This window comes from Burkholderia sp. BCC0097, from assembly GCF_902832985.1.
GTDB classification, from domain to species: domain Bacteria; phylum Pseudomonadota; class Gammaproteobacteria; order Burkholderiales; family Burkholderiaceae; genus Burkholderia; species Burkholderia orbicola.
The window spans coordinates 130,610-150,425 of the sequence record NZ_CADFDM010000008.1 but is presented as its reverse complement, the minus strand read 5'-3'; the positions used below and the strand labels follow the sequence as shown (position 1 = coordinate 150,425).

General features: G+C 66.4%; 19 protein-coding genes. 12 read left to right on the top strand and 7 right to left on the bottom strand.

All coding sequences use genetic code 11. From position 1 onward, the window contains the following. Positions 1–40: 40 nt before the first annotated feature. The 5 genes from HWX07_RS26590 (at position 41) to HWX07_RS26570 (ending at position 4,979) form a co-directional block, all read left to right on the top strand. Positions 41–1,360, top strand: a complete 1,320-nt coding sequence (locus HWX07_RS26590; RefSeq protein ID WP_175878275.1) for an SDR family oxidoreductase — start codon at positions 41–43, stop codon at positions 1,358–1,360. Beyond that, entirely contained in the window at positions 1,357–1,827 is a 471-nt protein-coding gene (locus tag HWX07_RS26585; RefSeq protein WP_175878274.1) for a DUF2269 domain-containing protein, read from the top strand. Before HWX07_RS26590 ends, HWX07_RS26585 begins: the two co-directional genes overlap by 4 nt. A 90-nt stretch (positions 1,828–1,917) precedes the next feature. Beyond that, entirely contained in the window at positions 1,918–2,787 is an 870-nt protein-coding gene (locus HWX07_RS26580) for a DUF393 domain-containing protein (protein ID WP_175878273.1), read from the top strand. After that, entirely contained in the window at positions 2,784–4,283 is a 1,500-nt protein-coding gene (locus tag HWX07_RS26575; protein WP_175878272.1) for a TIGR01777 family oxidoreductase, read from the top strand. The genes HWX07_RS26580 and HWX07_RS26575 overlap by 4 nt, the downstream gene beginning before the upstream one ends. 72 nt (positions 4,284–4,355) lie before the next feature. Then, on the top strand, positions 4,356–4,979 hold the full coding sequence (locus tag HWX07_RS26570; RefSeq protein ID WP_124548632.1) for a glutathione S-transferase: 624 nt from the start codon (positions 4,356–4,358) through the stop codon (positions 4,977–4,979). A gap of 80 nt (positions 4,980–5,059) precedes the next feature. On the opposite strand, the gene HWX07_RS26565 is transcribed toward HWX07_RS26570, so the two are convergent. Continuing rightward, positions 5,060–6,472, bottom strand: coding sequence for a serine hydrolase (locus tag HWX07_RS26565; RefSeq protein ID WP_175878271.1), 1,413 nt, complete (start codon positions 6,470–6,472; stop codon positions 5,060–5,062). Between the two features lie 241 nt (positions 6,473–6,713). Here HWX07_RS26565 and HWX07_RS26560 point away from each other — a divergent pair, with 241 nt between their 5' ends. The 5 genes from HWX07_RS26560 to HWX07_RS26540 all read left to right on the top strand — a co-directional run bounded on the left by HWX07_RS26560 (position 6,714) and on the right by HWX07_RS26540 (position 10,874). Beyond that, the gene (locus HWX07_RS26560; protein ID WP_069231728.1) at positions 6,714–7,133 is read left to right on the top strand and encodes an HIT domain-containing protein; all 420 of its coding nucleotides are present in this window, start codon (positions 6,714–6,716) and stop codon (positions 7,131–7,133) included. Between the two features lie 252 nt (positions 7,134–7,385). Beyond that, complete coding sequence (locus HWX07_RS26555; RefSeq protein WP_162838116.1) at positions 7,386–7,550, top strand: hypothetical protein; 165 nt, start codon at positions 7,386–7,388, stop codon at positions 7,548–7,550. 154 nt (positions 7,551–7,704) lie between these two features. Further along, on the top strand, positions 7,705–8,364 hold the full coding sequence (locus HWX07_RS26550; RefSeq protein WP_175878270.1) for an isoprenylcysteine carboxylmethyltransferase family protein: 660 nt from the start codon (positions 7,705–7,707) through the stop codon (positions 8,362–8,364). A 377-nt stretch (positions 8,365–8,741) separates the two neighbouring features. Next, positions 8,742–9,179, top strand: coding sequence for a hypothetical protein (locus HWX07_RS26545; protein WP_006496212.1), 438 nt, complete (start codon positions 8,742–8,744; stop codon positions 9,177–9,179). 858 nt (positions 9,180–10,037) lie between these two features. Then, entirely contained in the window at positions 10,038–10,874 is an 837-nt protein-coding gene (locus HWX07_RS26540) for a bifunctional allantoicase/(S)-ureidoglycine aminohydrolase (protein ID WP_175878269.1), read from the top strand. A gap of 145 nt (positions 10,875–11,019) precedes the next feature. Here the strand turns inward: HWX07_RS26540 and HWX07_RS26535 are convergent, their stop codons facing one another. The 5 genes from HWX07_RS26535 to HWX07_RS26515 form a co-directional block, all read right to left on the bottom strand. After that, positions 11,020–11,595 (bottom strand): GNAT family protein, encoded by a 576-nt coding sequence (locus tag HWX07_RS26535; protein ID WP_175878268.1) that lies wholly within the window; start codon positions 11,593–11,595, stop codon positions 11,020–11,022. 267 nt (positions 11,596–11,862) lie between these two features. After that, on the bottom strand, positions 11,863–12,348 hold the full coding sequence (locus HWX07_RS26530) for a GNAT family N-acetyltransferase (protein ID WP_175878267.1): 486 nt from the start codon (positions 12,346–12,348) through the stop codon (positions 11,863–11,865). A 174-nt stretch (positions 12,349–12,522) separates the two neighbouring features. After that, positions 12,523–13,350 carry a class I SAM-dependent methyltransferase gene (locus tag HWX07_RS26525; protein WP_175878266.1) on the bottom strand — a complete coding sequence of 276 codons (828 nt, stop codon included), beginning with the start codon at positions 13,348–13,350 and terminating at the stop codon, positions 12,523–12,525. Between the two features lie 223 nt (positions 13,351–13,573). Then, complete coding sequence (locus HWX07_RS26520) at positions 13,574–14,908, bottom strand: MFS transporter (protein ID WP_244130039.1); 1,335 nt, start codon at positions 14,906–14,908, stop codon at positions 13,574–13,576. Between the two features lie 228 nt (positions 14,909–15,136). After that, positions 15,137–15,931, bottom strand: a complete 795-nt coding sequence (locus tag HWX07_RS26515; RefSeq protein WP_175878265.1) for an aminoglycoside phosphotransferase family protein — start codon at positions 15,929–15,931, stop codon at positions 15,137–15,139. 243 nt (positions 15,932–16,174) lie between these two features. Here HWX07_RS26515 and HWX07_RS26510 point away from each other — a divergent pair, with 243 nt between their 5' ends. Together HWX07_RS26510 and HWX07_RS26505 are read left to right on the top strand one after the other, a co-directional pair. Continuing rightward, positions 16,175–18,304 carry a PBP1A family penicillin-binding protein gene (locus HWX07_RS26510; RefSeq protein WP_175878264.1) on the top strand — a complete coding sequence of 710 codons (2,130 nt, stop codon included), beginning with the start codon at positions 16,175–16,177 and terminating at the stop codon, positions 18,302–18,304. An 8-nt stretch (positions 18,305–18,312) separates the two neighbouring features. After that, complete coding sequence (locus HWX07_RS26505) at positions 18,313–18,924, top strand: trimeric intracellular cation channel family protein (protein WP_175878263.1); 612 nt, start codon at positions 18,313–18,315, stop codon at positions 18,922–18,924. 67 nt (positions 18,925–18,991) lie between these two features. On the opposite strand, the gene HWX07_RS26500 is transcribed toward HWX07_RS26505, so the two are convergent. Further along, complete coding sequence (locus HWX07_RS26500; protein WP_175878262.1) at positions 18,992–19,813, bottom strand: heme ABC transporter ATP-binding protein; 822 nt, start codon at positions 19,811–19,813, stop codon at positions 18,992–18,994. Between the last annotated feature and the right edge of the window lie 3 nt (positions 19,814–19,816).

Genomic DNA, 19,816 nt, shown 5'->3' with positions numbered 1-19,816 from the left:
TTTCTGTCTGTACAGAAATAACTGTAAATAGAGAGTGAAAATGAACGCAGCCTTGCCGTCGACCTGCCCGCCCGAGCGCACCGGCGCACGAGGCGTGACCGTGCTCGTCTGCGGCGCGAACGGCTTCATCGGGCGGGCGTTGTGCGCGCAGCTCGAAGCCGGCGGGCATCGCGTGCTGCGCGGCGTGCGTCACGCGGCCGGCCCGCACGACGTCGCGATCGACTTCGCGCACGACGTCGATCCGCACGCGTGGCTCGCGCGGCTGAAGGGCGTCGACGTGGTGATCAACGCGGTCGGCGTGCTGGCTGATCGACGCGGCGCGACGCTCGATGCCGTGCATCGCGCCGCGCCGTGCGCGCTCTTTACCGCGTGCTGCCGGGCCGGCGTGCGGCGCGTGATCCAGATCTCCGCGCTCGGCGTCGAGCGCGGCGACACGCGGTACTTCGCGAGCAAGCAGGCGGCCGACCGTTTCCTGCAGACGCTGCCGATCGACTTTCACATCGTGCGCCCCGCGCTCGTCTACGGGGCGGCCGGCGCGTCGGCGCGATTTTTCCGGATGCTCGCGAGCCTGCCGGTGCACGTGCTGCCGGCCGGCGGCCATCAGCGGCTGCGCCCGGTGCATGTCGCCGATCTCGCCGAAGTCGTGGCGCGGCTCGTCGTACAGCCGGGCGATTCACGGGCGGCGTGCAGCCGCGTGATCGACGTGGTCGGTCGTGACGAAGTCGAATATCGCGAGATGCTGGCCGCCTACCGCGCCGCGCTTCGGTTTCCGCCGGCGGCCCGCGTGTCGCTGCCGGGCCCGCTGGTCGGCGCGGCGGCCGCGCTGCTCGGCGCGTGGCCGGGAGCGATGCTGACACGCGACACGTGGACGATGCTGCGCGGCGGCAACACCGGCGACCCGGCGGCGGCCGCCGCCGTGCTGGGCCGGCCGCCGCGCGGCATCGGCAGTTTCATCGGCGCGGAAGCCGCCGCGCTTCGCCGCGACGCGCTCGCGATGTGGCGGCGCCCGCTGCTGTTGGGCGCGCTCGCGATCGTGTGGATCTGGACAGCGATCGCCAGCGCATTCGTCCATCCGCTGCCCGCGAGCCTCGCGCTGCTTGCGCCCGCGCACCTGACGGGCGTGCCCGCGCTGATCGCGCTCTACGCGGCCAGTGCGGTGGATTTCGCGTTCGGGATCGCGACCGTCGTCGCGCCGTCGCGGCGCCTGTGGGCCGCGCAGGCGGCGCTGATCGTCGCGTACTCGGCGGTTATCGCGGTCACGATGCCGGGCCTGCTGGCCGAACCGTTCGGCCCCGTGCTCAAGAACGTACCGATTCTCGCCATCCTGTTGATCCTCTATTCAGAAGAAGAACACGTATGAACACCTATCTCGTCATCAAGGCCCTTCACATCCTGTCCTCGGTGCTGCTGGTCGGCACGGGGTTCGGCACCGCGTTCTACCTGTTCTTCGCGAACCGTACGCGGTCGGTGCCCGCGATCGCGGCCGTGTCGCGGCTCGTGGTGCGCGCGGACTGGTGGTTCACGACGCCGGCCGTGATCTTCCAGCCGGCGTCCGGGCTGTGGCTCGCGCACACGACGGGCTGGCCGTGGCATACGCCGTGGCTGCTCGCGTCGATCGTGCTGTACGCGGTCGCCGGTGCGTGCTGGCTGCCGGTCGTCTGGCTGCAACTCGAACTTGCATCGATGGCGAAGCTCGCGCACGCGAACGGCGATGCCGCATTGCCGGCGCGCTACTGGCGCTACGCGAAGCGCTGGGAACTGCTCGGTTATCCGGCGTTCTTCGCGATGCTGACCGTCTATTTCCTGATGGTGGTCAAGCCGATGTAAGCCGGTCGTCGTCGCACGGGAGCGGCGGCGTACGCGGGACAGCAGTCGATCGGTTCATGATGCTTGCGAAAACAAGAAGGAGTGCAAAGCATGAATGCAAATGAATTGGTGCTGTATTTCGATGGGCGATGTCCGTTATGCGTCGCGGAAATCCGGCGTCTCGGCGAGCACGACGTGCGACACCGGCTCGCGTTCGTCGACATCGCCGAGCCGGGTTTCGATCCGGCGCCGCTGGGCGTCGACCTGCCCGCGCTGAATCGCGAACTGCATGCGCGTCTACCCGATGGACGCATGCTGACCGGCATCGACAGCATCCTCGCTGCTCACACGCTACTCGGCCGTCGCGGGCTCGTCCGGCTGCTTCGCGTGCCGGCGATGCGTGCCGTATTCGCATCGCTGTATCGCCGCCTGGCGGGCAATCGGCAAGCGGTATCGCGGTGGCTCGGGTATCGCGCAGAAGCCTGCTGCGAAGGCGGTACGTGCAGCATCGGCAGGAACGCCGAAAGCGCAGCAGCGAATCGCCCGCCACAAGACATCCCGCGCCGCATCGTCGTGCGCTGGATGTACGCAGCCGTAATCGTGCATCTGCTCGTCGGCGTGGTGCTCCCGTGGATCGCGGGCGCATCCTGGCTCGACGCGTATCACCGCGGCATCGAGCGGCATTTCTGGTCGGCAGCGGCACCCGGAGCCGCGCGCGCCCAGCAGGTCTGGTGGATGTCGCTGCTCGGCGCGACGGTGCAGTGCGCCGCGATCTGGATGCTCGCGCTCGTCCATCTCGGCAACCAGTTACGGAAACGGGAAGTCTGGGGCTGGCTGCTGGCCGGCCTGTTGATCTGGGCGCCGCAGGACATGCTGTTGTCGTGGCAGGCGCAGGTGTGGGGCCATGTAGTGATCGACGTCGTCGCGCTCGTCGCGATGGTGCCGCCGCTGGTCTGGCTGTGGAGGAGGGATACCGCATGAACACGTTGCCTGCTTTCGACTGGGCGCTCAACCTGCTGATCGTGCAGGGCGCGATGGGCGCATTCGATACGCTCTACCATCACGAACTCACGCAGGACCTGCCGCACAGCCCGCGCGCGCGGCTCGAACTGGCAATTCACGCGGTAAGGTCCGTGCTCTACGGCCTCGTGTTCGCGTCGATCGCGAACGTCGCATTTCATGGCGCGTGGGTCGCGGCCCTCGCGGCGGTCGTGGTCGTCGAGGTGGTGCTGACGTTGTGGGATTTCATCGTCGAGGACCAGAGCCGCAAGCTGCCGGCGACCGAGCGCGTGCTGCACACGCTGCTGGCCGTCAACGGCGGCGCGCTGTTCGGGATGATCGCGATGCAACTCGCCGCGTGGGCGGTCGAGCCGACGGCGCTGCACGCGATCGACGTCGGCTGGCGCGGCTGGCTGCTCAACCTGTTTGCCGCCGGCGTGACGGTATCGGGCGTGCGCGACGGGATCGCCGCGTGTCGCCTCGCGCGCCGCGCGTCGGACGCCAACCCGTTCGCGGGGCAGCGGCCCGGCCACGTGCTCGTCACCGGCGGCACCGGCTTCATCGGCGAAACGCTCGTCAACCAGTTGCTCGACGCAGGGCAGACGGTCACGTTGCTGGCGCGCGATCCGCTGCGCGCCGCCTACCTCTTTCAAGGCCGCGTGCGCAGCGTGACGTCCATCGACCAGTTGCAGCCGCACGAGCGCTTCGACACGGTCGTCAATCTCGCCGGCGCGCCGGTGCTGGGCGCGCGCTGGAGCAAGCGCCGGCAGGCGCTGCTGCTCGCCAGCCGCGTCGGCGTGACGCAGGCGCTGATGCGCTGGGTGGAAACCGCCGAGGTCAAGCCGCGCACGTGGATCCAGGCGTCCGCGATCGGCTACTACGGCGTGCGGTCGGGCGACGAACGGCTCGACGAAGGCAGCAGCGCAGGCACCGGTTTCATGTCGGATCTGTGCCGGCGGTGGGAGGCGGCCGCCCAGCCGCTCGAACGCCACGGCGTGCGCGCGGTGGTGCTGCGGCTGGGCATCGTGTTCGGCCCCGGCGGCGCGTTGCGCCCGATGCTGCTGCCGCATTACTTCGGGCTGGGCGGCCGCTTCGGCGACGGTGCGCAGGTGATGAGCTGGATTCACCGCGACGACGTGCTGCGAATCGTGGCGCGCGCGATGTCGAATCCGGGCATGCACGGCGTCTACAACGCGGTCGCACCGGTGCCGCTGACCCAGCGCGCATTCGTGCAGGTCGTGACGAAGGTGCTGCGCCGCCCCGCATTTCTGCACATGCCGGCCGCGCCGCTGCGCGCCGCGATGGGCGAGATGGCCGAGCTGCTGCTGGACGGGCAGCGCGTGATGCCGGCACGCCTGCATCAGGACGGGTTCATGTTCCGCTTCCCGACGGCCGAGCACGCGCTGCGTGACCTGACGAACCGGCCGCACACCGATTTCGCGCCCGCGGTCTGCCGTTTCCCGCGTGGTCGTGTATAAATTCGGCGTGAACGCGTTCGGAGCGTGCCGTGCGTCCCGAACACGCCGCACCCGACCTCTCAAGGAGACTGCATGCTGCACGTCCTCGGCAAGATTCCGTCCATCAACGTCCGCAAGGTGCTGTGGCTGTGCACCGAACTGAACCTGCCGTTCGAACAGGAAGACTGGGGCGCGGGCTTTCGCACGACCCACGATCCGGCCTATCTCGCGCTGAATCCGAACGCGCTGGTGCCCGTCATCAAGGACGACGATTTCGTGCTCTGGGAATCGAACACGATCATCCGCTACCTCGCGAACCGCTACGGCGGCGATGCGCTGTATCCGGCCGAGCCGCAGGCGCGTGCGCGGGTCGACCAGTGGATCGACTGGCAGGGTTCGGACCTGAACCGCTCGTGGGTCGGCGCCTTCCTCGGCCTCGTGCGCAAGTCGCCCGACCACCAGGATCCGAACGGCATCGCACAGTCGATCGCCGGCTGGACGACGCACATGCGCGTGCTGAATGCGCAACTCGAAAGGACCGGCGCGTACGTGGCCGGCAACACCTTCACGCTCGCGGATATTCCGATCGGCCTGTCGGCGAACCGCTGGTTCGGCACGCCGTTCGAACATCCGGACCTGCCGGCGGTGTCGCGCTATATCGAACGTCTCGCGACGCGCGAAGGTTTCAGGCAATACGGGGGCAGCGCGAATCCGTAAGGCAGCGCCGGCCGCGCGTGAAGCGGCGGTAGTGCAATCGCCGCCGCTTCACGATCGATTCACCGGCGCGCCTTCCGTCGTCACGCACCGGGCGCCGGCACCGCATCGAGCACGCGGGCGAGAAACGCCTCGTGATTCCACGCGGCTTCCGGCCGTGACAGCCCGAGCCGCACGACCACCAGCTCGCGGCTCGGCACCACGCTCACGAACTGGCCTTCATGGCCGACCGCATGAAACGCGTCGGCCGGCATCGTCCGCGCGTGCGGATCGCGATCGTTGAACGGCTCCGGCACCTTGACCCACAGCTGCGCGCCGAATTCCTGGCGCGACGACTGCGGCGTCGCGCGCGTCAGGTAGTGCACCCAGCCCTCCGGCAGCAGCCGCTGCCCATTCCACACGCCGTCCTGCAGCAGAAGCTGCCCGAAGCGCGCCCAGTCGCGTGCGCTCGCATACATGTACGAGGCGCTGACGAGCGTGCCGGACGCATCGGGCTCGAACACCGCGCTGCGCATCCCGAGCGGCGCGAACAGCGCGCGGCGCGGAAACGCGAGATAGTCGGCGTCGCTGCCGCCCAGCGCTTCGCGCATCACGCGTGCGACGATCGCACTCGTGCCGCTCGAGTACGACCACCGTGTGCCGGGCGTCGCGGCCAGCGGCTTCGCCGACGCGAACCGTGCGGTATCGGGCTGCGTGAACAGCATCACCGCGACGTCGGACAGCGGGTCGTCGTAGTCCTCGTTGAATTGCAGGCCGCTCGTCATCCGCAGCAGCTCGTCGAGCGTGATGGCCGCGCGCGGATCGCCGCTGCCGCGCCATTCGGGCAGCAGCGCCGACGCGTCCGGCGACAGCTTGTGCTGCGCGACCAGCGCGCCGACCAGCGCGGCCGTGACGGTCTTCGTCATCGACCAGCCGGGCAGCGGCGTATCGGCCGTGAAGCCGGGCGCATAGCGTTCGGCAATCACCTGGCCGCGCCACATCACGACGACCGCGCGCGTGCGCCGCGGCCGCGCCGGATCGGGTTCGTCGAATGCGCGGTCGAGCGCGGTCTGCAACTGGTGCGCGTCGACGCCGGCGGGCGGCGTGGCGGGTGCGGGCGGCGCGGGCGGCGGATCGGCGAGGGGCGGTAACGCGGCGGGCAACGTGGCCGCCGCTGCGCCGGTCGGGACCCCGAGCGCGAGTGTGCAGCCGAGCCCGGGCCGGAAGTCGGCTTCGCGTTCGGCGAAGCCGGCGAAGGTCGCCACCGCGCGATGATGGTCGGGATCGAGCGACGGCCGCACCAGTTTCAGCAACGGATGGACACCGGCCATGATGTCGACGTCGATCACGGACGCGGCCGGGCGGCCGGACACGAACACGCCCGAACACAGCGCCTTGGCCGCATAGCCGGTCGCGATCGGCGCGAGCCGCGACAGCATATGGCCCGTGTAGCCGATCGCGGCCACGAGCGCGAGCGCGAGACCGCGCAGCATCAGCTTCTTGAGGGGAATCGTCATGCGCGAGCGTCCTCGGTGGCGTGCCGGCCGGCAACGATCCGGCAGTGTCGCAGGTTCGGGCGAGACGGTGCAATCGCGGCCGCGTGACGTGTGGTGGCGGTCGCATGCGTTCGCGCTGCCGCGTGCCCGACAGTTCGGCCGGCGTCGCGTGGCGGCGAGTTGATATCGGGCCGGCCATCGGCCGATAATCGTCCGGCATTGCTCTCCCAGTCCCACTGTCCAATCGAGATCGGAAAACGCCATGTCCTACGACAACAACAACCCGTTCGCCCGAATCCTGCGCGGCGAACTGCCGTGCGTGAAGGTCGCTGAAGACGACGCGACGCTCGCGATCATGGATCTGATGCCGCAGGCCGACGGTCACGTGCTCGTGATCCCGAAGGAGCCGGCCGCGCAGATCTTCGAGCTGTCCGGCGACGCGGCCGCGGCCGGTATCCGCATGACGCAGCGCGTCGCGGCGGCCGTGCGCGCGGCGCTCGAGCCGGACGGCGTGTTCATCGGCCAGTTCAATGGCGCGGCAGCCGGCCAGACCGTCCCGCACGTGCATTTCCACGTGATTCCGCGCTGGGAAGGCGCCGAGCTGCGGATGCATGCGCGCGACATCGCCGACGCGGCGACGCTCGAAGCGCTCGCGCAGCGCATCCGTGCCCGCTTCGTGTAACAGCCTCAGCGCTGTCGGCGCGGCGGCCGCCCACCGGCGGGCCGTTGCGCCGATCCAGCCTGTTTCAGCGGTCACACGGGGTAACACGTGTAACGGCCCGGGAAACTCGGCCGGCCACGCCCGGCGCTAGACTCCGCGCATCGTTTCATCGAGCGACAGGAAGGGGCGTTACCTCTTCGTGCCGGCCGCCGCATCGTGCGGCGGCGCGGCCTTCGCGCGGTGCCATTCGTTTTTCGCGCCGGGAACCGAACCATGTCCAGACTTCTCATCACGCTTGCCCTGATCGGCGGCCTGTCCGGCTGCTACGTCGCGCCGCCGTACGGCTACGCGCCCGCGCCGGCCTACTATGGCTATGCGCCTGCGTATTACGCGCCGCCCGTCACCGTCGGTATCGGCGGCCACTTCCACATCCGCTGACCCGTCGCGGCGCGTGGGCCGGCCGTCCTGGCCCGGTCGGGCGCCTTCGGCCTGACGATGTGCGCGAACTCCCGCGCCGCATGACGGCCGCGCACGGCACCCGGTGTGCGCAGTTCCTATACTTCACAGGAAAGCGCATCTCCGCGAGGCCGTCGTGACAGTCACCCCCAAGGTCGTCGTCCTGTCGAGCGTAGCCACGCTCGTCTATCTCGGGCTTGCCGTGCTCGGCAGCGGCGGGTTCGCTGCGTTCTTCTCGCATCCTCAACTGACCGTCGTCGCGATCGCGACCCTTGTGATGGCCGTCGCCGCGCTGTTCACCGAAGGCAACCTGAGCAGCGGCGAACGCGAGAACCGCGACAACCGCTGGGTGCTCGCGGCCTTCGCGGTGAGCGGCTTCCTGCTCGCGTACCTGCCGGCGCTGACCGACCGGTTCGACGTCTGGACTGTCGGCGGCGACACGGTGCGCTGGATCGGCGTCTGGCTGTACCTCGTGGGCGGCGTGCTGCGCATGTGGCCCGTGTTCGTGCTCGGCAAGCGCTTCAGCGGGCTCGTCGCGATCCAGCCGGGCCATACGCTCGTGACCGGCGGCATCTACAGCCGCATCCGCAATCCCAGCTATCTCGGCCTGGTCGTCAATTCGCTCGGCTGGGCGCTGGTGTTCCGCTCGGGCGTCGGCGTGCTGCTGGTCGTGCTGACGCTCGTGCCGCTCGTCGCGCGAATCCGCTCGGAGGAAGCATTGCTGCGTTCGCAATTCGGCGCCGAATACGACGCGTATTGCGCGCGGACGTGGCGTTTGCTGCCCGGCGTGTACTGACCCCGTCATCTTTTCTCTCACCGTCGTTCGGATGCCCGTTACCGGCGTGTGCGGATGTGTTGCCACGTGTGTCTCGAACGTGCGATTGCATGCATGACCGGCGTGTCGCAACGTGGGGCCAGACTGCCGCCGGAGCCAACTCCGGCAAGGGTTTCAGCCGGATTCGGCGGGCGCGTCGAATGTCTGCGATTCGTAAACAACTTGTTACCACAATGTCTACGGCAGGAATGCGGGACCGGTGCTATTCTTCGCCGCAAGCTCAATGAAATGAATTGGTCCGCAGTCCGGCACAATGCCTGGCCCGACGTCGATCGATTCAGATCGTCGTACCGAGCGGACCTCGATAACCAGAATTGCGAACAAGGAAGAATACGGGAATGTGGAAGAAAATCGCCCCCGCTCTCGTCGTCGCCGCGTTGACCGGCGCGACTGCACTGCCGGCCATGGCCGGTGACTTGAACAACGCGCTCGGCGGCGCGCTCGGCGGGGTTGCCGGCGCAGCGGTCGGCGGCGCGGTCGGCGGCAGCACCGGCTCCGTCATCGGCGGCGCGATCGGCGGCGGCGCCGGCGGCGCGGTGACGTCGAACCGTCGCGAGCGCACCGGCGCGATCATCGGCGGCGCCCTCGGCGGCGGCGCGGGTACCGCGGCCGGCAACGCGATGGGCGGCCGCACGGGCGGCCTGCTGGGCGCGGCTGTCGGCGGCGGCGCCGGCGCGGCGCTCGGCGGCAACATGTCGCGCAGCTCGTACGATCGCGATCACGGCGACCGCGGCTACCGTCACCGCAAGCATCGTCACCACCGCGACTGGGACTGATCGCCGCTGGCGCGACACGGTGCGCGATTCGCGCACCGGCGCGCCGACGGCGTCGGCATCCCGACGCGAGCTTCAGCCCGGCGTTTTGCCGGGCCGCTTCGCCGGCCAGGCCGGCGATTCTCTTCCGGCTTCATCAGCCGCTGCCAGATGCCCGATCGACGGGCCGGCAATTCTTCTCCCGACGTTTTCTCCGTTTCTCGACGACATCAGTTGCCGCGTCCGAATGTGCCCGGACAGGGGCGGCCGAGTCACATCTGCTTGTCCTTCGACACGTCGGTTCGCTCCGATCTGACCTGACCGTCTCCTGCGACCGCTGACGCAGCACTCCACTGCCGCGCACGTATCGACCGCCTTCACTCGATCCGCGTAACGCGATACATCGAGACCGGCGCCTTGCACGCCGCGTTGCCGTGTGCGGACGCATCGCGCGAACATCGCAACCGTCAGGATTTCCCTGATAGTCGGCGCACCCCTGCCACGCATCCCGACCGCGCATCGCGGGCGCCGGCCGGTAGTGGGAAATCGAATGGATGTCATCGCAACATTTAATTGGTCGATCGCAATCGACTTCGCTATCGTCGGCGATGCTCGCGTACGGAGCCGAACCGTGCCGCCATCCGCGCCTCGCCGCCTGACCCGCGAGCGCCGCGGCCCGGCCGACGGCCCGACAACCCGGGCCGCCGTGTCCGCTGAACCGGGCGGACCCGACGCGAAGCCTGGCCGACCGAACGAAGGCGCATGCGTCTTCAAGCCACCCCGGCAACGATGTCCCGCCGTCGCATGCGTGCTCCACGCGCATGCGAACCGCCCGATGCCGTTTGCGCCCGGGGCCGGCCCAACCCATTGCCTGGATGCAATATGTCTAAGACAACGTATTACGCGCCGCATGGCGGCCACCCGCCGCAGACGGATCTGCTGACCGATCGCGCGATGTTCACCGAGGCGTACGCGGTGATCCCGAAGGGGGTGATGCGCGACATCGTCACGAGCTGGCTGCCGTTCTGGACCCACACGCGCCTGTGGGTGATCGCCCGCCCGCTGTCGGGTTTCGCGGAAACCTTCTCGCAGTACATCGTCGAAGTGAACCCGGGCGGCGGCAGCGACAAACCCGAGCAGGACAAGCACGCCGAAGCCGTGCTGTTCGTCGTCGAAGGCGAAGCCGAGCTGACGCTGCAAGGCCAGAAGCACACGCTGAAACCGGGCGGCTATGCGTTCATTCCGCCGGGCGCCGACTGGACGCTGCACAACGTCAGCGATGCCGCGGTGCGTTTCCACTGGGTGCGCAAGCACTATCAGGCGGTCGACGGCATTCCGCTGCCGGACGCGTTCGTGACCAACGAGCAGGACGTCGAGCCGATCCCGATGCCGGGCACCAACGGCGCATGGGTGACGACGCGCTTCGTCGACATGAGCGACATGCGTCACGACATGCACGTGAACATCGTGACGTTCGAGCCGGGCGGCGTGATTCCGTTCGCCGAAACGCACGTGATGGAGCACGGCCTGTATGTGCTGGAAGGCAAGGCGGTCTATCGGCTGAACCAGGACTGGGTCGAGGTGGAAGCCGGCGACTTCATGTGGTTGCGCGCGTTCTGTCCGCAGGCGTGCTATTCGGGCGGGCCTGGGCGGTTCCGTTATCTGCTGTACAAGGATGTGAATCGGCACATGAACCTGACGCTGAATCCGGCGCGTTGAAGCGCGGCGCAGGTTGGATGCGAAAGCCCGCCGGTGTTTGCCGGCGGGTTTTTTTTCGGGTTCAGCGTGGGGTTCCCGAAGCGGTCAGCCGGTTCGCTCGGAAGCGGTCGCTCATGTGGCGAAGCTAAGGGCTTTGACCCGCTCATCAGCCATGAGGTAGGCAATCAGAACGTAACAACGAAAACTGCAGGAGATCATGATAGGCACCACGCCAGTACCCGGCTTGACGCTGATACCCTTCACGGACAAAGCCCAGCGTCTCCAGCACTTGTATAGAGGATGCGTTCTGAGGGTGAACCTGGGCTTCGATACGGTTTATCTGCATCGTGTCGAAACCGTAATCGATCGCGGCAGAAAGGGCTTCGTTCATGTATCCGTTGCCACGCGCAAACGTAGCTAGCTCATAGCCAACGGCGCAGCTTCGCCAATTTCGATTCCATCGGAAGAGGCCGCACGTACCAAGTAAATGGCCGTCCGAAAGTCTCTCGACAGCCCAACGGACGCCAGAGCCACTGCGCCGCCAGTCGGCAAATACCTGAATCAACTTGTCAGCCTCGCCTATATCGATCATCGGATCGGTACCGAACCAGCGCATACCCTCAGCGTCGCCGTGCATCGCGAACAGCGACGGTGCGTCGCTGGGCAAAAGCTCCCGCAATGACAGCCGGGAAGTTGTCAGCGTTGGGAACGTGCTTTCCGTTTCGCCCCGATTGATGGACACCAGCGCCCCCTGTGTCGATGTTTCACTTGGTTTCAATAGATTGTCGCCGATTCAGTCCCACCGATCCAATGTCCGGTGTTGGGTGCGGATTCAACTCGACGCGACGGACTACTGCCGACCCACACGAGACAGTCACATGGTCCGAAAGCGGCCCCCTCATGAAGGGGGCAACGTCCGCATCCTGATGCCCGAAGCCTAGCGGAAGTTGTTCGGGTACTCGGGGCACTCGCTTGTGGTTGCGACTGTGAATAAGCTTGGCCCTGAGCGCTAGTCCGAACGGGATGTCGCCCTGGCGGTAGCACGCCGCACCGCCGGTTTCGTGGCGAGTTCATCCAGTGTGGTGGAGAATTCGAAGCCCTTTTCGTTTTCACGCGTCACCACAAACCCAAGTTTGCGATGAAACGCGATAGACAACCGGTTGGTCTTGTAGACATGGCTTCGTAGCTCACCGATCCGTCGTTCGCTCGCCAGCGTCGCAATCTTCGCGAACAGTTCATTTACTACGGTGTACGTCCGATGCAAGGGGTGGGTACCCAATGCACCAACGAACCAGCACGCTCCTGCTTTCGGCCGAAGCATTGCATAAGCCACGAGTTTGCCGTCCCGTCGCACGTAGCAAAGCTCATTGATCTCCAAGGATTTGCACAATTTCGCCCGATGCTCGTCTACGTCGAAGGCGTCGCCGGCTCGCTCAGTGTGCTCACGTAACGTCAGTACATCAAGCGCGAGAAGTTCGTCAACAGAAGGTGACATAGGTGGAGGTACGGATGATGGAGAAGTGCGCTGCAAGAGTACTTCGGATCAAAACCTTCGCGAATTCATACTACCTCGCTGACTGACCGCTTCTGCCCGTGTCATACGGAACCAGTAACCGTATTTGATTTTCAATGATCCGGAATTTGATGTCGAGCGACCGCAACTGGCGCGCTACGCGGCAGTGGCCTGAATAAGACGCAGCCCCCATCCCGTCTTCAACGTACTGTCTTCGCGCTGCATAGGGGCAAGCGCCGACAATAGTTCGCTCTTGAACTGCGCGCGCGTTGCTTCCGACATCCTGTCAGTATCGTAAGTGTCCAGCATATCCAACCATAACTGCTCGGGTGTGGGGTTCCAATCAATTTCGAGGTCTTCAAAGACGACATCAACAAAATCATGCTGGAGCAGTTCGCTCCACCCAGCTTCGCTGCGTGTGCGAGCATCACCGAGTGGTAAGTGGGCCAGATTCGCCTTCGCAATCGGTCTGAATATTTGTAAAAACACTTCGCCGACTTTCCCGGTCAGAAAGGCCCGCCCGACGACGGCGGAAAAGCTGCCGCCTTTACGCAATATCCGATGGATTTCACGAATTACCTGCTCTATGTCGTCCATTAGCATCAGGGCCATGTGGGACAGTACATAGTCCACCGATCCGGTATGGAGCGACAGCTCTTGTGCGCGCTCATTTATCAACCGCACATCCTTTGGCAATACCGCCCGGGCCGCACTCAACTCGCCGTCGCTCATGTCGATACCGATCAACTTCGTACCTGCGTGGCCCCTGTCGCTCAGAATTTGCAGCAGCAGCCCATCACCACATGCCAGATCGACCACAGTGTGCGACATCTCGTCATTCGGTACACGTCGAGCCAGCGCATGATAGGACGATGGGTATTCCGCCTTCGTAGAACGCGCCGGACGATTGCCATAGGCCCGGCTCGTTGCTCCTGCGCGACGCCGGTGAAAATCTTTCAAATAGACTTCTGCTTGAGATGTCATTCGTGTGTGACCCGGTTGTTCAATAATGCTTGGCGGTACGCTTGGCCTCTGGATCGTTCAATTCCGCGCGGATTGTCAACGAACTGGAGCGCGTTGTCGACCGACTATTCCTGGTCGGCTGCTGTCTCATGCGAATGGCATACATCGCGCAATCTAGCCACGGCGTTCGATAGCACGCGACCCTGAGCGGCGTGGCATGTCCTGGCCGTTGCCGTGCCGCGATCTACGTGGTCTGTCTCGATTCGGGCACCGTGGATGATGCGAATGCATGGGGATATTCGTTAAGAAACCAATCTTTCACCTGCTCGTGGCTGAGCGCAAAGAATTCGCGCGACCGTGGTATCAAGACAAAACCAAAAGCGAGCAGACAGGTGGCGAGACCGAAGCACGTATAGACCTTGCCCACTGCCCAATGCGTGAGCGCCGCGCCGGCGACCATCGGGCCAAGAATGCCCGCAATCTGCGTGGTCATCATGCTCGCAGCGAGAATGCGCACGCGGAAATTCTGCGGGATAGCCAATGAGCGGTGAGTCGCACCAACGAGCCCCATCGATGCATTGGCGAACCCCACACATGTAAGCGTCAATACGAGAACGGCGGGTGAGTGGGCCCAGCCCGAAGCAGCAAGTGCCAGCCCTTCGCACATCGCGGCCCCCACCCGCACGTTGAATCGGCCGAAACGACTGACCAGTGCATCAGAACCACGAAAGCTTCCGAGTAGTAAACCTAGGGATAAGGCCGCTTCACAAACACCTAACCACAGACCCGACAGTCCGAGTGATTGAACTTTGAGTGGGATCAGCATGCCGACTGCGGGGCCCTGGAATATCCAGACGAGGAAGTTTACGAGTGTCCAGCCGCGCTCCAACGGCACGATCCATTTAGCATGCAGTCCGGCGCGCAGGTCTTCCCACCAACGGGCTAGACCGCGATGGTGTTCGCGATGCCGAGATTGGGGTGGAAGATGCAAAGTCACGTAAGCAGCGACGCCGAGCAGTATGCCGTTCATCCAGAATGTTGCAGCCATGCCGCCCAAGGTCAGTGTCGCACCAGCCAATGCTGGACCTAAGGCACGGCCAACTGCCTGCGTCGATTTACGAAGACGAAGCGCTTCGCCCAGACGATTCGCCGGAACAAGTTCAGCCGAAATGGTGGAGCTGGCTGGATCAACGAAAGCTTTCGCTATAACGGTGACCACGCCTAGGCAGATGATGAGCATGAGTCGGTAGTCGGACAGCGAGGCGAGCGTCGCGAGGGTGAAGGCGACGATCATCAAGGCGCATATACCCCATGCCATCTGCCGTCTCTTTGCGTAGCGATCCCCGAGTGGCGCAAGCAGTGGCATCGCAAAAATGGTGGCGATGGCGATGCTGACGCTGTAGATCGCCAAGTCATGAGCGCCGCCCCGGTGAACGATCCACCAAGGGAGCGTGATATAGCCAACCATTTCCGCCAGGATCCTCATCAGGTCGCTGAGAAGCAGACTGGCAAGAGGGGCGTCGATCGAGTTTGCGCGAGCCTTGATTTCCCGAATCACCGTCTTCCCCCTGTTGAGCATCGACGATGCTACCTCGACATTTTTCTCGCTGTTTAGATGCCCGTCTCGAGGGGGCGACGTGTCACTAGTGGACGCCGTACACAGTCGATTCACCGTTGGCGGCGCTTCGGGTAGCGATTTCATCAATTCGTTGCATTGACGGATTGAATTCGCAGCCGAAAGCCGCCCATTCTCCCGGCATTCCCCGGCAACGCGTAATGAATCCGCTTTCGTCGGCGATGCGTATCGCTATAACCCGAGCGCACCCGCTGCAAGCATCGCAACCTCCAGCCGCGTATCGGCCGGCAGCTCGTCTTCCATCAACCACACCGCCGACAGCCCCGACCACGCGAGAATCCACTGCAGCAGCCGGCGCCGGTCGAGCCCCGCGGCATCAGCCACGAGCACAACCCGTCGCTCGAATCGGACCGGATCGACCGCGATGTCATGCGCGGGATTGCAGAACAGGTTCGCGTAATCGAACGTGCGCTCGCCGCGCAGCCCTTTCGGGTCGATCGCACGCCATCCGCGATCGCCGAAATGAAGAATGTTGTCGTGGTGAATGTCGCCGTGCAGCACCACTTCGTCGGCGGACGGACCAACCAGCAACCGACGAGCGACCGCCGCCGAGCGGCGCAGCGCCTCGTTGTTCGCATCGTTCGACAGCAGCGCGTAAAACCAGTCATGCAGCGGCACGACCGAAGGCACCTGCGGCGCACGATGCGCGTGCAGCCGCGCGACGACGTCGCAAGCGATACGCATCGTATCGTCGTCGTGGCCCGCAGCCGACAACGCAGCCAGCGACGGCGCCGGCTGCGCGCGTTCGAGCAGGATCGCGTCGCCGTCGTGCTGCCACACCTGCGCGGCGCCTTGTCCGTTCCACCAGGCCATCAGTGCATTGCCGCGGCGTTCTTCGTCGCACGTGGCGACTTTCAGCATCGCCGGACGCGCGTGCCAGACGACGGGCAGCAGGCCGCCGCTCGCGGTCAGGATCGGGCCGCCGTCGGGAACGAGGCCCCACAGGTCGAGATATCGATCGAACATCCGACGATGGTACAAGCGAACCGGCTCGCGCGCCCCGGCACACTCGACCGCAACGACATGCCGCAAACCCCTATACACGGTGCGAGTAGGCTCAAAAGCGCTTTCCTAAATAAAATTTAGCCAGCCAAACTTTGGCTAAAGAATGTTCCGGTTTCGCGCCATCCCTTCGACAATGCGCGCCTTTCGTGACCGATCGGCGCCTGTCTCGCGCCGGCCGTCGCGGCACTGCAGAAGGAGCCCGACATGACCGATCCCACCACCAACCCGTCGCCGCCGCCCGCGCCGCCATCCACACCGCCGCGCCGCCGCCGCGTATGGCGCACGCTCGCGGGCGCGCTGCTCGGCCTGACGCTCGCGTGCGCGGGCATCGGCGCATGGACGATCGATCGTATCTGGACGCAGTTGCCATCCGTCGAACACCTGGCCGTCTATCGTCCCGCGCTGCCGCTGCGGATTTTCTCGCGCGACGGCGACCTGCTGGCCGAATACGGCGTCGAGCGGCGCGAGTTCGTGCCGCTCGAACGCATCCCGCCGCTGATGCGGCATGCGTTGCTCGCGGCCGAGGACGCGAAGTTCTACGAGCACGGCCCGGTCGACATCGGCGGCCTCGCGCGCGCGACGTTCGCGAACGTCGTCACCGGGCAACCGGGGCAGGGCGGCAGCACGATCACGATGCAGGTCGCGCGCAACTTCTACCTGACGCGCGACAAGGTGCTGAGCCGCAAGCTCGCCGAGATCCTGATGGCGGCCAAGCTCGAACGCGCATACAGCAAGAACAAGCTGCTCGAGCTGTACATGAACGAAATCTATCTGGGCGAGCGCGCATACGGCTTCGCGGCCGCCGCGCACGTGTACTTCGGCAAGCCGCTCGACACGCTGAGCGCGGGCGAGGCGGCCGTGCTCGCGGGGCTGCCGAAGGCGCCGTCCGCGTTCAACCCGGTCGTCAACCCGGCGCGCGCGACTGCGCGGCGCAACTACGTGCTCGGCCGGATGCATGCGCTCGGCCAGCTCGACGACGCGGCGTATCGCGCGGCCGTCGACGCGCCGATCGCGCTGGCGACCACGCCGCCGCCCGGCATCGTCGCGGCGCCGTACGTCGCCGAGCGGGCGCGCCGGATGATGGTCGAGCGGTTTCATGACGACGCGTACACGCTCGGCCTCGACGTGACGACCACCATCTCGATGCGTGACCAGCGCGCGGCCGAAGCGGCACTCGAACGCACGCTGAGCCGCCAAGCGCGCGCGAAGCGCGACGCACGCAACGGGCTCGAAGGCGCGCTCGTGTCGCTCGATGCGGCCACCGGCGACATGCTCGCGCTGGTCGGCGGCGCGGATTTCAATCGCAACGTGTTCGACCATGCGCTGCAGGCGTATCGCCAGCCGGGGTCGAGTTTCAAGCCGTTCGTCTATTCGGCGGCGCTGGAGAAGGGCTACTTCCCCGGCGTGCTCGTCGACGATACGCAGCGCACGCTCACGCACGCGGAAACCGGCGCGCGGCCGTGGCGTCCGCGCAATTTCGGTAATCGCTACGAAGGCTTCATCCCGGTGCGGCGCGGGCTCGTGCGCTCGAAGAACCTGGTCGCGGTCAGCCTGATGCAGGCCGCCGACGCGCGCTACGTGCAGCAGCATGCGGTGCGCTTCGGCTTCGATGCGCAGCGCAATCCGGCGTCGCTGCCGCTTGCGCTCGGCGCGGGCGCCGTGACGCCGCTCGAACTCGCGAGCGCCTACAGCGTGTTCGCGAACGGCGGGACGCGGATGGAGCCGCGCCTGATCCTGTCGGTGAAGCAGCGGCACGGCGGCGCGATGTACGAGGCGACCGTGCCGGCGGGCGAGCGGGTCGTGTCGGCGCGCAATGCGTTCGTGATGGACAGCATGCTGCGCGACGTCGTGCGGGCCGGCACCGCGCGCGGCGCACTCGCGCTCAGGCGTGACGACGCGGCCGGCAAGACGGGCACGTCGAACGGCTCGAAGGACGTATGGTTCGCCGGCTATTCGTCGGGCATCGTCGCGGTCGCGTGGCTCGGCTACGACACGCCGCGCCCGATGGGGCGCGCGACCGGCGCGACGCTGGCGCTGCCGGTGTGGCTCGACTACATGAAGACGGCCGTCGACGGGCGCACGCCGGTCGCTGCGACGCCGCCGCAGGACGTCGCGCTCGTCGATGGCGATTTCGTCTACGCCGAATACACGCGCGGCACCTGCACGGCCGACGTGCCGGCGTATATCCGCAGCCGCTTCGCATGCGGCGGCGCGGCGGCCATCGATGCACCGGATGCGCCGGCCGACCACGGCAAGCGCGACGAACCGATGCCCGCCGCCGTCGACGCGGCCGAGCGCGAACGCGTGCTCGACCTGTTCCGGACCGACGACTGACGCGCGCCATGCATACGCTCTATCTGATTGCGATCGTCGCGGAAGCGATGTCGGGGGCGCTGATGGGCATGCGCCGCGGGATGGACCGCTTCGGCCTCGCGCTCGTCGGCGCGGTGACGGCGCTCGGCGGCGGCACCGTGCGCGACGTGCTGCTCGGTCACTATCCGCTCGGCTGGATCGCGCATCCCGAATACCTGGTGATCACGTTGGTGGCGGCGACCGTCGCGTCGTGGGCGGCACGACACGTCACGCGGATGAAGACGCTGTTCGTCACCGTCGATGCGATCGGCCTCGCGGCGTTCACGATCATCGGCTGCGACATCGGTGCGTCGACCGGCACGGCGCCGATCATCGTCGTGCTGGCCGGCGCGATCACGGGCGTGTGCGGCGGGATGCTGCGCGATTTGCTCTGCAACGAGATGCCGCTGATCCTGCGCGAGGATCTGTATGCGAGCGTCGCGTTCGTCACGGGCTCGCTGTATGTCGGGATGCAGTATCTCGGCATCGACGCGGGGTTCGTGACGCTCGTCGCGCTGGCGGCCGGCTTCTCGATGCGGATGCTCGCCGTGCGGCTCGGCTGGAAGATGCGGAGCTTCGGCGCGGCGGACGTCGAGCATTGAGCGCTCGCGCCTGAGCTTGCCGCGCCGGCATTCGGTCCGGCTGCATCATCTGAAAGACGTTCCATTCCTACGCGGGCACCATCACCGGCGGCGTCCCGTCGCCGGTTTCCACCATCTTCACCGCGAAGCCATAGCACCGCGCGATATGGGCCGGTGTCATCACGTCGCGCGGCGCGCCATGCGCGACGATCGTGCCGTCGGCGAGCATCGCGATCGCATCCGCATGCCGCGCGGCGAGGTTCGGATCGTGGACGATCGCGAGCACGCCGAGCTGCCATTCGCGCGCAACGGCGCGCACGGTATCGAGCAGCCGGTGCTGGTGCGCGAGATCGAGCGCGGCGGTCGGCTCGTCGAGCAGCAGATAGCGCGGCCCGGGTTCCGTCGCGTCATGGTCCGGCCACAGCTGCGCGAGGACGCGAGCGAACTGCACGCGCGCGAGCTCGCCACCCGACAGCGTCGTGACGTCGCGACCGACGAGCGCATCGGCGCCCGCACGTTCGAGCGCACGCCACGCGATGTCGCGATCGCGGTGTGACGTGGCGCCGCTGCGCCGCGCATGCGGATAGCGGCCGAGCAGAACGATTTCGTCGACGCTGAACGGGAACGCCGGCTGCGCGGCCTGCGGCAGCACCGCGCGCAGGCACGCGAGCCGCGGTGCGTCGATGCGCGCGAGCGGTTCGCCATTCAGCGTGACGTCGCCCGTCACGCGCACGCCGTTCGGCGCGACGCTGCCGGTCAGTTCGCCGGCGAAGGTTTTCAGCAGCGTGCTCTTGCCCGCGCCGTTGCGGCCGAGCAGCGCGGTCACGCGGCCGGGTTCGATCGACAGCGACAGGTCGCGCAGGATCGTGTCGTGCCGGCGGGCGACGTCGAGGTGGTGGGCAGTCAGCATGGT

Excerpts from the sequence above, each read along its gene's own strand:
- HWX07_RS26510 (WP_175878264.1), top strand. The coding sequence starts at position 16,175 with ATGACCGATCCCACCACCAACCCGTCGCCGCCGCCCGCGCCGCCATCC.
- HWX07_RS26585 (WP_175878274.1), top strand. The coding sequence starts at position 1,357 with ATGAACACCTATCTCGTCATCAAGGCCCTTCACATCCTGTCCTCGGTG.
- HWX07_RS26520 (WP_244130039.1), bottom strand. The coding sequence starts at position 14,908 with ATGCTCAACAGGGGGAAGACGGTGATTCGGGAAATCAAGGCTCGCGCA.
- HWX07_RS26505 (WP_175878263.1), top strand. The coding sequence starts at position 18,313 with ATGCATACGCTCTATCTGATTGCGATCGTCGCGGAAGCGATGTCGGGG.
- HWX07_RS26570 (WP_124548632.1), top strand. The coding sequence starts at position 4,356 with ATGCTGCACGTCCTCGGCAAGATTCCGTCCATCAACGTCCGCAAGGTG.
- HWX07_RS26540 (WP_175878269.1), top strand. The coding sequence starts at position 10,038 with ATGTCTAAGACAACGTATTACGCGCCGCATGGCGGCCACCCGCCGCAG.
- HWX07_RS26580 (WP_175878273.1), top strand. The coding sequence starts at position 1,918 with ATGAATGCAAATGAATTGGTGCTGTATTTCGATGGGCGATGTCCGTTA.
- HWX07_RS26575 (WP_175878272.1), top strand. The coding sequence starts at position 2,784 with ATGAACACGTTGCCTGCTTTCGACTGGGCGCTCAACCTGCTGATCGTG.
- HWX07_RS26555 (WP_162838116.1), top strand. The coding sequence starts at position 7,386 with ATGTCCAGACTTCTCATCACGCTTGCCCTGATCGGCGGCCTGTCCGGC.
- HWX07_RS26565 (WP_175878271.1), bottom strand. The coding sequence starts at position 6,472 with ATGACGATTCCCCTCAAGAAGCTGATGCTGCGCGGTCTCGCGCTCGCG.
- HWX07_RS26525 (WP_175878266.1), bottom strand. The coding sequence starts at position 13,350 with ATGACATCTCAAGCAGAAGTCTATTTGAAAGATTTTCACCGGCGTCGC.
- HWX07_RS26560 (WP_069231728.1), top strand. The coding sequence starts at position 6,714 with ATGTCCTACGACAACAACAACCCGTTCGCCCGAATCCTGCGCGGCGAA.
- HWX07_RS26590 (WP_175878275.1), top strand. The coding sequence starts at position 41 with ATGAACGCAGCCTTGCCGTCGACCTGCCCGCCCGAGCGCACCGGCGCA.
- HWX07_RS26500 (WP_175878262.1), bottom strand. The coding sequence starts at position 19,813 with ATGCTGACTGCCCACCACCTCGACGTCGCCCGCCGGCACGACACGATC.
- HWX07_RS26515 (WP_175878265.1), bottom strand. The coding sequence starts at position 15,931 with ATGTTCGATCGATATCTCGACCTGTGGGGCCTCGTTCCCGACGGCGGC.
- HWX07_RS26530 (WP_175878267.1), bottom strand. The coding sequence starts at position 12,348 with ATGTCACCTTCTGTTGACGAACTTCTCGCGCTTGATGTACTGACGTTA.
- HWX07_RS26545 (WP_006496212.1), top strand. The coding sequence starts at position 8,742 with ATGTGGAAGAAAATCGCCCCCGCTCTCGTCGTCGCCGCGTTGACCGGC.